This is a genomic window from Fodinibius salinus (genome assembly GCF_008124865.1).
In the GTDB taxonomy this organism is placed as follows: domain Bacteria; phylum Bacteroidota; class Rhodothermia; order Balneolales; family Balneolaceae; genus Fodinibius; species Fodinibius salinus.
In genome coordinates this window covers 942,242-954,298 of record NZ_VNHY01000002.1, presented here as the reverse complement: position 1 = coordinate 954,298, position 12,057 = coordinate 942,242, and the positions used below count along the sequence as shown (strand labels likewise).

Annotated in this window: 12 protein-coding genes and 4 tRNA genes; 7 read left to right on the top strand and 9 right to left on the bottom strand. The window is 42.5% G+C overall.

Annotated features, from left to right (window positions below; genetic code table 11):
* From LX73_RS09150 to queA, 9 genes are all read right to left on the bottom strand, one after another.
* On the bottom strand, nt 1–95 hold a 95-nt coding region (locus LX73_RS09150), incomplete at its 3' end, for a GTP-binding protein (protein ID WP_148899156.1).
* Nucleotides 96–160: 65 nt separating this feature from the next.
* Nucleotides 161–232 (bottom strand) — tRNA-Thr (locus LX73_RS09145).
* 29 nt (nt 233–261) lie between these two features.
* Nucleotides 262–334 (bottom strand) — tRNA-Gly (locus tag LX73_RS09140).
* Between the two features lie 6 nt (nt 335–340).
* Nucleotides 341–423 (bottom strand) — tRNA-Tyr (locus LX73_RS09135).
* A gap of 56 nt (nt 424–479) precedes the next feature.
* A tRNA-Thr gene (locus LX73_RS09130) sits at nt 480–551 on the bottom strand.
* Nucleotides 552–708: 157 nt separating this feature from the next.
* Complete coding sequence (locus tag LX73_RS09125) at nt 709–1,329, bottom strand: DedA family protein (RefSeq protein ID WP_148899155.1); 621 nt, start codon at nt 1,327–1,329, stop codon at nt 709–711.
* Nucleotides 1,330–1,333: 4 nt separating this feature from the next.
* Nucleotides 1,334–1,807 carry a 2-C-methyl-D-erythritol 2,4-cyclodiphosphate synthase gene (ispF, locus tag LX73_RS09120; RefSeq protein WP_148899206.1) on the bottom strand — a complete coding sequence of 158 codons (474 nt, stop codon included), beginning with the start codon at nt 1,805–1,807 and terminating at the stop codon, nt 1,334–1,336.
* 8 nt (nt 1,808–1,815) lie between these two features.
* Nucleotides 1,816–2,505 carry a 2-C-methyl-D-erythritol 4-phosphate cytidylyltransferase gene (gene ispD, locus LX73_RS09115; protein ID WP_148899154.1) on the bottom strand — a complete coding sequence of 230 codons (690 nt, stop codon included), beginning with the start codon at nt 2,503–2,505 and terminating at the stop codon, nt 1,816–1,818.
* A gap of 3 nt (nt 2,506–2,508) precedes the next feature.
* Nucleotides 2,509–3,555 carry a tRNA preQ1(34) S-adenosylmethionine ribosyltransferase-isomerase QueA gene (gene queA / locus LX73_RS09110; RefSeq protein WP_148899153.1) on the bottom strand — a complete coding sequence of 349 codons (1,047 nt, stop codon included), beginning with the start codon at nt 3,553–3,555 and terminating at the stop codon, nt 2,509–2,511.
* Between the two features lie 258 nt (nt 3,556–3,813).
* On the opposite strand from queA, the gene LX73_RS09105 reads away from it, so the two are divergent.
* From LX73_RS09105 to LX73_RS09075, 7 genes are all read left to right on the top strand, one after another.
* Nucleotides 3,814–4,335: a hypothetical protein gene (locus tag LX73_RS09105; RefSeq protein ID WP_148899152.1), complete on the top strand. Its 522-nt coding sequence runs from the start codon at nt 3,814–3,816 to the stop codon at nt 4,333–4,335.
* A gap of 13 nt (nt 4,336–4,348) precedes the next feature.
* Nucleotides 4,349–4,807: a LytR C-terminal domain-containing protein gene (locus LX73_RS09100; protein ID WP_148899151.1), complete on the top strand. Its 459-nt coding sequence runs from the start codon at nt 4,349–4,351 to the stop codon at nt 4,805–4,807.
* 3 nt (nt 4,808–4,810) lie between these two features.
* The gene (rsfS, locus tag LX73_RS09095) at nt 4,811–5,233 is read left to right on the top strand and encodes a ribosome silencing factor (protein ID WP_148899150.1); all 423 of its coding nucleotides are present in this window, start codon (nt 4,811–4,813) and stop codon (nt 5,231–5,233) included.
* A 74-nt stretch (nt 5,234–5,307) separates the two neighbouring features.
* Nucleotides 5,308–5,646, top strand: coding sequence for a hypothetical protein (locus LX73_RS09090; protein ID WP_211359396.1), 339 nt, complete (start codon nt 5,308–5,310; stop codon nt 5,644–5,646).
* A gap of 2 nt (nt 5,647–5,648) precedes the next feature.
* On the top strand, nt 5,649–6,623 hold the full coding sequence (locus tag LX73_RS09085; RefSeq protein ID WP_148899148.1) for a 2-hydroxyacid dehydrogenase: 975 nt from the start codon (nt 5,649–5,651) through the stop codon (nt 6,621–6,623).
* Nucleotides 6,624–6,664: 41 nt separating this feature from the next.
* Nucleotides 6,665–10,546 (top strand): sensor histidine kinase, encoded by a 3,882-nt coding sequence (locus LX73_RS09080; RefSeq protein WP_170245646.1) that lies wholly within the window; start codon nt 6,665–6,667, stop codon nt 10,544–10,546.
* 77 nt (nt 10,547–10,623) lie between these two features.
* On the top strand, nt 10,624–11,982 hold the full coding sequence (locus LX73_RS09075) for an MATE family efflux transporter (protein ID WP_246138210.1): 1,359 nt from the start codon (nt 10,624–10,626) through the stop codon (nt 11,980–11,982).
* Nucleotides 11,983–12,057: the final 75 nt, after the last annotated feature.

Genomic DNA, 12,057 nt, shown 5'->3' with positions numbered 1-12,057 from the left:
ACCGCCGCCGTCAACGTGGTTTTCCCGTGGTCTACGTGGCCAATCGTTCCTATGTTTACATGTGGCTTCTCGCGCTGGTAGGTTTCTTTTGCCATGGTTAACTAAGTTTCAATTAATAGTTTATATATAATAGTAAGTCAAAATTTATCGACACTTCCTGAGCCGTTAGTCGGATTTGAACCGACGACCCCTTCCTTACCATGGAAGTGCTCTACCCCTGAGCTATAACGGCTTTTGGGTGCGCTCCCTACAAGGGGAGAGAGCGGGCGACCGGAGTCGAACCGGCAACATTCACCTTGGAAGGGTGACACTCTACCAATTGAGTTACGCCCGCTTGGTGTGGGAGGAGAAGGATTCGAACCTTCGAAGTCTCGCGACAACAGATTTACAGTCTGCCCCAGTTGGCCACTTTGGTATCCTCCCGCAAAGTCAAAATGTCAAAACATATACAACCTGAACCAATTTTGATTTACCTTGTGAGCCAACGGCCGGATTCGAACCGACGACCGGCTGTTTACAAGACAGCTGCTCTACCCCTGAGCTACGTTGGCTTAAAAGAAATAAATCGTTTGGAGGCGGCTGTATTGTTTATTTTCAGCGTTTAGCCGAAAGACTCGAAAACTAAGTACTCTTTTCATTTTTGTCAACAACGAAAGCACAAGAAAAAATAATTTCTCCCCTGCCGCCTCTTCTCTTTCAAATAGGGCTTCATTCTCGATACAAATAGATTCCTATACGAATCAGTACAAATAATGCAAGGGCTGCAAGGATAATTTGGCCGTAAACAGAAAGATATTTTCCTATTTGCCGCCAATTTTCGTGCACGATCCACCCCAATCCCAACAAAATACCATTCCATAAAATAGAACTTATGGTAGAACAAATAACAGTTGCTAAAATACGGGTATGGCTCAACCCTGCCGTTAATGAAATTACCGATCTTGTACCAGGCAAAAATCGATTAGCCAAAACTACGCCAAGCCCCCAATTCTGCATCCATGAGCGAGTTTTTTCAAGATATTCTATGGGGATAAAGCGCAATAGAAAAATACGTTTATTGCCATTTTTAATTTGTGTTCCCCAACGACTGCCAATCCAATACATACTCATAAATCCAATCACAGAAGCAATTGTCGTAACAATAAGCAGTGTCACAAAACCAATTACAGATTCAGCTGCCAAATACCCACCAAAAGCAACCAACACATCACCGGGAATGGGCGGAATTATATTTTCAAAATAGGCTACCAAAAAGAATACTAAATAGATACTGAGCGGCGGCAGTGAGTTAACAAGCTCCACAAATTCTTGTATAAATTGCTCTGCCATAATGCTATACCTCTCTTACCAGCGTTACAGCTCGCGCCGATATACCTTTCATCGTACCTTCGAATCCAATTTTTTCGGAAGTTGTAGCCTTAACCGACACCCGTTCCTGCTCCATATTGACATCTTTGGCTATGTGTTTTCGCATCTGTGGAATGTATGATGCCAACTTAGGTTGCTCAGCAACAATAGTAGCATCAATATTAACAACCTTAAAATTCTTTTCCCGTAACAACTCCCTAACCTCGCGTAATAGAATACGGCTGTCAATATCTTCAAACTTCTCATCACTATCGGGAAAATGTTGCCCAATATCTCCCAGTGCACAGGCCCCTAGCAATGCATCAGCAATTGCGTGCAGCAACACATCAGCATCAGAATGACCTACTAACCCCTTTTCAAATGGAATCTGTACTCCCCCCAGTATCAGTAAGCATTCAGGCTCAAGACGGTGTACATCGTAACCGTATCCTATGCGCATCGGACTCATTATTGCTCGTTATTTATTAATTGTTTGGCCAGCTGCAGATCCAAAGGATAAGTAATTTTAATATTAGACCGATTACCCTCTACCATCTTTATCTTCTTGCCCAACCGCTCAACTAAGGATGCATCATCTGTGGCTTCAATATTATTACTGGCCGCTTGCTCGTAGGCCTCCATGATTATCTGCTTTTGAAAAACCTGCGGTGTCTGTGTTTGCCACAACAATTTCCGAGGCGGCGTTTCCTGGACATACTGCTCTTCATCTATCCGCTTGATGGTATCTTTAGCAGGAATACCCAGCACCGCACTCCCAACTTTTGAAGCTACCTTACAACACTCGGTGATTGATGCTTCATTTACAAAAGGGCGAACAGCATCATGCACCATCACCAAACCAACATCCCCTACTTTGTTGAGCGCATTTGTAATAGAATCTTGTCGTTCGGTCCCTCCTTCTACACAAATACCAACAATAGACGCCGGCAAGAGATTATCCAATATCTCCTCGGACCTATCTATATACTGTGGCGATGTAGCAATGACAACTTGGCTAAGCCCATCAAGAGAAAGAAAACGGCTAATGGAATGATGTAGAATTGTTTGCCCGGCCAGCCTAAGATAAGGCTTTGGAATTTCCGTACCCAGACGGCTCCCTGAACCTGCTGCCGGAATAATAAGTGCTTTTGAAGTCACTTTTTAAATAATGATCATTGCATCACCGAAGGCAAAAAATCGATAATCGTTTTCTTGGGCTTCCTCATAGGCTTCCATCAAAAAGTCATAGCCTGCAAAAGCGGCTCCCAACATCAACATGGTAGATTCCGGTCGGTGAAAGTTAGTAATTACACCCTCTGTGACATTAAATTGATATGGAGGAAATATAAATTCATCTGTCCACCCGGTGCCGGGCTTTGATATTCCGCTGGCCGTAATACTAGTTTCAATAGTTCGTACGGCTGTAGTACCACAAGCTACAACACGATTATCCTCGCTCAGTAATGCTTCATTTATTTTTTCAGATGTTTCTTCGGACAAGTAGTAGTTTTCTGAGTCGGTACGGTGTTTGGTTAAATCCTCAACTTCACAAGGACGAAAGGTACCCCAGCCAATGTGCATAGTGATAGGCAACATTTGCACCCCTTTGTCTTCGAGCTTTTCAACCAGTTCTTCCGTAAAATGCATAGCTGCAAAAGGAGCTGCTACCGAACCGCGCTCTTTGGCAAAAATTGTCTGATATTCTTCTTTATCATCCTCATCCGCCTCGCGTTCTATATATGGAGGCAGCGGCATTTCGCCAATGTTATCCAAAATCTCGTACAGTTCTTCGTTAGACCCCTCAAACAAAAAGCGAATAGTACGACCACGGGATGTGGTATTGTCAATCACTTCGGCCATCAAATTAGGACCAAAATATAACTTATTTCCAATACGAATCTTCCGCGCCGGTTCTACCAATACATCCCAAAGCATATTTTCGGGCACCAGTTCGCGCAGTAAAAAGACTTCAATATCAGCGTCTGTCTTTTCCTTTTTACCCTTTAGACGTGCCGGAAACACTTTGGTATCGTTGTAAACGAGGACATCTCCCTCATCAAGATATTTATGGATGTCAGAAAATTTCTCGTGAGAGATGGTCTGTTCTTCCCGGTCGAGGACCATCAACTTTGCAGCATCGCGCGGACTAACCGGCTTTTCGGGAACATTAAAATCTTCAGTCTCAAACTTAAAATCAGTAAGTTTCATTATCGAACCAGAGCCTTATGTTTGGTTTCGTTAACCAGTATTTATGGAATTCAAAAACGTTCGAAATATACTCGTTTTTGTTCCGCAGGACAAGTATCATTATTAACTAAAAATCAATTGCAAAATTTTGGGAGAAATATACGTCTTCCCAACCCCAATTTACTATGTTCGTACCTTTAATTAAGCACCAGACTTTTTTATACTATTAATGGTTGAAAAGTGTTATTATAACTGATAGACAACCAAAGTAATTATACTATGAGAACATTCTCCGCAATTAGTGCCTGCTGCTTTTTTATGATTTTAGTGCTTGGGCTTTCGAGTACTACTCAAGCACAGTTTCGTAAAGACCAACAGCGGCCCTCCGACCTTACTGGTCCCATTATCAAAAAAGAAGATCCCAGTGAAGGAGCCAATTGGAGTAATTTATTTAATATGCGAATGGATCATTCGTACTCAATGAGTTTTTCCAGTGTTGGCGGGCAAACACAGAACATCAATGCCTACACCAACACTATGCACTTTTTCTTTTCGGAAGATCTAACTGGTCGTGTTGACCTACAGTTATTGCATTCGCCATTTGGCAATAGTTTTATGGGAAGCCAAAATTCTGGTTCGGGCATAGACTTTAAAATTCGTAACGCAGAGCTGAACTATGAGCTTAGCGAGAACAGCAACATCAGCATACAGTTCCAGCAGGTGCCAAGTTATGGATACGGATATGGAGCATCGCCGTTTAGTCCTCCCTATACTTCTTCTTTTGGCGATCAGAATTTTTGATCAGCAGCAATAAATGAGTTCCAGAAATAACGAAGAATCTCATTCCTTTACACTCAATGCCGCCATTGGCTTTTTGAGTCTCTTGCTAGCTATGCTGATCTTTGGACTTTTTACACGCATTATCTATCCACGAATTGAAAACCAGCGCTCAGAAGATGCCCCCAGCCTTATTGGTGATGTTATCCAGCTCGAAGTATTAAATGGTTGCGGGGTTCCCGGCCTAGCCAATGATTTTACTTCTACGCTGCGTCAAAATGGATTTGATGTTGTAGAAACAGGTAATTTTAAGAATTTTAATATGCAACATACCGTTGTCATTGCCCGGAATTTTGATTCAGAAAATGCAAAACGAGTAGCTGCTGCTCTGGGCGTACAACCGGAAAATATTTTTATCGAAGCATCTGATGATTTTTACCTGGATGCTACCGTTGTCATAGGATCTGATTATGAATCACTCAAAATAAATCAATAGTATATGAGCAAAAACTCTTCCCGAGCAAACCAACAGTTTAACAGTGTTGATGAGAACAAAACAGCTGACTCCGATAAACTTATTAAAGTCATTACCGATGCCTTAATCGATAAAAAAGCTGAGGATGTAACTGTTCTTGATGTTAATGAACTAACAACCCTTGCCGACAAGCTTGTTATCTGTCATGCCCAAACAGACGTACAGATAAAAGCCATTGCAGATAACGTAAACAAAGAGACAAAGGAACAGCTTGGTGAAAAGGCATGGAAAGAAGAAGGACGTGAAACGCGCCGATGGGTTATATTGGATTATGTAAATGTAGTTGTTCATATTTTTAAAGAAGAACTACGCGAATACTATGCGCTTGAACGCATGTGGAATGATGCACCCAGCCAAAAATTTGAAGACCAGCCAAACCAACAGTGAAACTTCTTTACTTTTCTATAATCGCTCTTTTTACCATCAGCGGGTGTGCTTCATCATCAAGTAACCAGGAAAAAATGTCAGATTATCCCAACCTTGTTACCCTGCAAAAAGCACAGGATGTATCACATCAGCCTGCTAACATTTATGTTGATTCGGTAAAACAAATCACAGTTGACAACCATCCGGCGTTATTCATAAGTGGATCGTTCCCCGATGCATGTACACACCTAAGTAATGTTAGCCATCAAATTAATAACGAAACGCTGACACTCAACTTTTCTGCATGGCGCAACACGGATAAGATGTGTGCCCAAGTACTTACTCCCTTTTCTTTTATTTATGAACAGCTGGAAGATCAAGAAATTACTTCACGATCCGAAGTGTTCATCAATGACACGGCTTATAGTTACTAGTTATGAATAAACGCGTACTTATTACTGAACCGGTCATCCCATCGGTTATACAAAGGTTGGAAAACGATTTTACTGTTGAAGTAGGTGAACGGGGCCGCTTTAACAACGAACAGGCACTTGTTGAAGCAATTCCGAAATACCACGGATTATTGCCGATGCTTTCCAATCCCATAACAAATAAGGTTATAGCGGCAGGCAAGAACTTAGAAATTATCGCCAACTATGCGGTTGGATATAATAACATCGATATTGAGGCAGCTGATAAGCACAATGTCGCAGTAGCCAACACGCCAGACGTTCTTACCGATTCCTGCGCTGAATTTACGATGGCTATTTTACTCGCCGTTTCACGCCGACTCGTTGAGGCCCAGGAATACCTACTGGATGGACAGTTCGAAAGCTGGGATCCAATGGGATTTCTCGGAATGGAACTGCAGGGACAAACACTGGGAATTATAGGCATGGGACGTATCGGCACAGCCGTTGCACGCCGGGCACGCGCTTTTGGAATGCAGATTCAATATCACAATCGTAATCGAGTATCAACTGATATCGAAAACGAGCTGGACGCCCGGTATATAGAATCGGTAGAAGAACTTGCTAGAACCTCTGACGTAATCACGCTACATTGCCCACTCACCGAAAGTACCCGCCATCTTATTGATGCTGATATTCTTGCACTGATGTCCAATAAAGCCATACTCTTAAATACTGCTCGGGGACCGGTTGTTGACGAAGCCGCACTGGCGAATGCCTTACATAATGGAACCATCGGCGGGGCTGCACTTGATGTTTTTGAAGAGGAACCTAAGGTACATCCCAAGCTCCAGAATGCTCCAAACTGCCTTCTTACGCCCCATATGGCCAGTGCAAGTTATAGCACGCGCGAAGCTATCGGCATGATGGCAGCTGATGCTATCAGCGGAATTTTGAATGGTAAACCACCTTCTGAAATTCCCAACTTGATTCAACCTTAATTTCGGTTCATATTCATGCCTTAATGAACCGACGGCCAAGCATGGATACTTTTTTTCATACCAATCGCCTTCAATATAGCCTTGGGGCAACCCTATTAGGGTTATTGCTCATATTGCTCGCACTCGAGGGGTGGAGATATGGTATTAAACCTTCGCCTTCAAACAACGAAGAGGTTATAACCGAAAATCTCACAGAGGCATCCAACTTTTTCCTAGAGCGTCAACAAGAACTGCTGGACAACACCAATGATCTTGCACAAATATTGCGTTCTGCTCTCCTCAAAGAGCAATCCCTGCAGTCGCTAAACAATATTCTTAACCAATTCCCACAATTCTGGAGCTCCACACTCTACAAAAATAATACCCCTTTGGCCTGGGATGGCTTTGCCCTCCAAAAAGATCGAACATCCTCCCCGAGCACTGACCAAAACGGCCAAATATCACTAAAACAACATAATAACATCCTTTATTGGGAATGCTTGGTATCATTTACCATACAAGATAATACAGGGAACACTTCATACACGCTAGTAACGAATTACCGTATCCAACAGAACAATCCCCTGCCTATTGGCGACCGTAACGAATTTAATCTTTTTAGCTCATCTTACTTTTCCCCATCCTATCCGCTGAACTTCAGCATCTTTAGTTCGCCTCCAAATAATTATGTTCAAGACCGCACCCTGAAAAACCTGAGTGGGGACTCGGTAGGAGTTGTTTATGCCACGGCAGATAAGTTTCAAGAAAGACAGGCGACCTGGGAACAAGATACTCGCTTTTGGCGATCTGTTTTTGCATTTATTTGCTTTTTAATGCTGGCCGGACTCTTGTTTCGAGCCGCTGAACAATTACCACTTTGGAAAGGATTATTACTACAACTGTCGATCATTGGCCTAGGATGGGCTATTATAACTATAACCGATGTCATATCATACTGGGTACTTGCACTTTCAGATATTTCCGGAAGTGAACTTGAGAAAACCGTCAAACTACTGGCCAAAAGCTATTCAAATGGCTTTTTGGCACTTCTTACATCAATCACCATAGTACATAAGACCAAACAGACGACCTGGTACAATCACCGTAATAGGTTTATTGTCCCTATTATTGTCGCAATGGCGTGGGGGCTGGCAAGTACTTTTCTCATCCTCGGTACCTTTGACCTGTTGTTGGACACCAGTATAGCCCTCAATATTCCCCTGCTTGATTTGAGTATCTTCCCGGGATGGCAAATTGGAATATTATATATAACACTAGGGGCCTGGGTGCTGGCCTTACTCTTGCTACTTATAAATGTAACAAAAGTACTTCTTCGTATTGCTCAGCAGCGAATCCCTCTTGTTGTCCCTGCCATGGCAAGTACTGGTTTCGCAGGCATTTTTTTCGTTCACTTCTTTTTCCTGACTGAGCTCTCCATGTTTTGGGTTATTTATATCGGTACCCTTGGGTTAGTTACTGCCATCGTTCCAACAATATCAGAATTTCGACAGTATAAATGGATGACAGAAATGTCGCCATTGCGAAAAATTGTAATTACCAGCTTCGTAATTGCTGCTCTTTGTATCCCTATCTTTAGAGAAGCCTCTGTTAATCATACAGACAACAGGCTGATGAAAAAAGCAAAGGATTATTCCCAAAAAGAAGATCCGCGAGCAGAAAAAATTACTCGGAATTTATTGACAACACTTGAAGAAACATTTAGCAATACCAACAAACAAAATCTCATAGAAGATCAAGCTCGTATTCAAACGCACTTTTCAGAAACAATCCAAGAGTTTCTGTCTCCTGAATGGAATATATACTCTTTCGATATCCGGTTTTTAGATACCGAAGGCCAACAAATTGCTGATTATTCTACCAACCTCAACTCTCCCGCATGGCTACAAATTTATAACATACCCAGCCTAGAGGTTGTAACTGAGATGGAACAGATTACAAAGTCAACCATCCGACCTGTCGTCCAACAACCGCAACTCATAAATCAACAGGACTATCGTACATTTTACCGCGGTTGGATTCCTGTTTTTGGTCAAGCAGAAAACGATCCTATCGGATGGATCATATGCTCTATCTATCAAGAACGCCCCCAGTTCAACAAACCGATCCGTGCGGTCATGGCGTCCATAACCTATGAAAACTGGAATTCACAGTACTTGCTTCAAAAATACAGTAACGGCAAGCTGGTTAACAGTGTAACACAGGGCATTACCAACAACTTTCCACAAAAACAAACGTTAACCTCCAGCGAAAAACAGGCACTCAAAGCAAATTCAGTTATCTTTTATCGCCATCAAACTGCTGACTATAATTATCGGACCCTGCTTTGGCAGCAAGATGATCAGCAAGTAATCAAAGCTACAACCCCGCTATTTGATTATCGTGTCATCTTATTCAGCTTCTTTCGGTTCAGTCTGTTTTTATCCATTCTCGGTTGCATATTGGGACTTCTATATAAGCTGACAGCATGGAAACGCTTTTCATTTTGGGGACCAAATACTCGCTTTCAAGATCGCATCCTTGACAGTTTCTTGCTTGCTACTCTCATTTTTCTGGCTGCACTCATTGCCGTTTCTCACTATACCATCAAAGAACAAAACAGAGATATCGTACGGCAAGAGCTGTTTGATAAACTTAAAACCCTTACCTCAGCGATTGAGTCCGATCCCTTTGTAGCTCTGGAAGATGATGAGACAAGTTTTTCTCTGGATACACTAACAACTCCGCTGAATGCTGATGCCACATTTTATGCCAAGCGACGAGTTACTCAAACTACGACTCCACAAATTTACCAACAGCATCTTCTGCCCTCTGCACTGCCCTATGATGTTTATCATCAACTTTTTATAGAACACCGAAAAGAAGCCTTCTCAACAGTTAACCTGGCTGGCCAGCCGCTTCTTATTGGCTATCGCACTATTAATGACAACAATCAACAACCAATTGCTACACTGGCGATTCCAACATTTTTGGAATCTCCAGTTTATGACCAACAACTGCTTCAAACTACAAGCTATCTGATCCTTATCTATCTACTTGTTTTTGGGATTTTCATCTTCGTATCTGCGGCTATTGCAAAAAAGTTAACTTACCCGCTAACTGTTATACGCCAGGGGCTAAATAAGATTTCTGCCGGTAATTTAGATACCTCCATACCCGTCACCAGTGATGATGAATTTGGGCAGCTTGCCAGTACCTATAACAGAATGGTGGACAGGCTTAAAAACTTACAGGAAGAACTTGCCGTCGCCGAGCGAGAAGCCGCCTGGAAAGAAATGGCCCAACAGGTAGCCCATGAGATTAAAAATCCGCTTACTCCAATGAAACTAAACATTCAACATTTAGAGCGACAGCTGAACAGTGACCATCAAAATCCCGAAGAATTAAAAGAAAACGTCCAAAAAATTACGCAAAATCTGATTGAGCAAATTCAATCCTTAAATAATATTGCTTCTGACTTTTCTACTTTTTCTCAGCCGTTGAGTGAAGATTTTGAAAAAGTAAACCTAGCAGAATTGCTTTCATCGGTGGTCAAACTATATGAACATGACGAAACGGTTGACATTATTTTTTCGCCCCCCGCTCATGATATTACGGTTCCAGGTATTAACGATGAACTTAAACGCGTGATCATTAACTTGGTCAAAAATGCATATGAATCTATGCCTAATAATGGAGGTGAAATAACCCTGCAATTATATTCAAAGCAAAATCATGCCTTTATCGAGATAGAAGATAACGGCAGCGGTATCCCCGAAGAGGTGCGATCGGATATTTTTGTACCCAGCTTTTCAACAAAATCCAGCGGTACCGGACTTGGACTAGCTATCTCTAAAAAAATTATCGAAGCTCATAAAGGCAATATCAGTTTTGCTTCCATAGAGGGTAAAGGAACAACCTTTATCATCAAACTTCCCGAACAATAAGTGTGCTCTGCAAGTATCTTTTCCCTACTCATTTTTGTACCTTTTGCGACTCTCCATTTGTATTCAAATAGTCGCTTGTGCTATCCTATATAAAATCCGAAAAACATAACCTGCGCAAAGAAGCCGGGATCACGCTAAAACTTGGCCTGCCGGTCATAATTGCTCAGCTTCTGCAAATGTCGATGAACTTTGTAGATACCGTAATGGCGGGAAATCTATCGGCACAGGATCTAGCCGCCGTTGCTGTAGGCGGAGCAGTGTTCATTCCTTTTATGATGCTGGCAGCAGGAATTCTGATGGCTACGACCCCGATTGTTGCTCAGCTTGTGGGGGCACGCGACCTTAATAAAATTGGTGTTAACGCACGACAGGCACTGTGGCTAAGCCTGATGCTGGCGGTGCCAGTATTTTTTATTATCCGCAACCTCGAATTTGTGATGCATCTTTTAAACGTCACCCCCTCGCTCATTCCCATTGCACAAGGCTACCTGAATGCCATTTCGTGGGGTGTTTTTGGTGTTTGTGGGTATATGACCCTTCGCTTTTTTAACGAGGGAATGTCAGCCACCCGTCCCGGCATGTATTTCGCCATGCTCGGAGTTATTGTCAATGTGGTAGCCAATTACATCTTAATGTATGGGAAGCTGGGATTTCCCGAGCTTGGTGCAGTGGGATGTGGGTATGCCTCAACCATAGTGGGGTACGTCATGTTTTTGGGAATGCTATTCTTTACCGCCAACCACAAACCTTACCAACGGTTCGAAATATTTTCATCACTACGAATGCCGGACTGGAAATATCTAAAAGAAATTTTGCAAGTTGGTGTCCCCATCGGACTAAGTTCTACCATGGAGGTATCAATGTTTGCAATTGTGAGCTTACTCATGGGATCACTAAGCGCAACAGCCGTCGCAGGTCACCAGGTAGCTATTAACTTTTCGGCTATGACTTTTATGGTGCCATTCGGTTTATCAACGGCCATCACTACGCGTGTTGGTAATGCCATTGGCAAAAACTCAATATATAAAGCACGTCACCGAGGCTATGTAGGCATTGGACTGGCAACATCATTTATGTGTGTTACAGCCGTTATCATGTACCTTTTCCCCGAACTTATTACCAGTATATACACCCAAGATCCTGCCGTACAAGACGTAGCGGTGAGCTTACTGTACATGGCAGCTATTTTTCAAATTTCCGACGGCCTGCAAGTAAGTGGATATGGCGCACTGCGTGGACTTAAAGACACCACTGTACCAATGATTGTAAACTTTATTGCCTACTGGGTGGTAGGTCTTCCTTTGGGGTACTATTTAGGCATCATCACCGGGATTGGTCCACAAGGTTTGTGGATGGGACTTATTGCGGGCCTCACCATCGCCGCCATTCTGCACAACATCCGCTTTTATATACTGACTAAAACAGGTAACACATAATTCCGAAATCAAAAATTGGGATTTCGGAATTTTTCCCACACTATTAGAGTATAGTTATAAAACGGAAGGCATCAC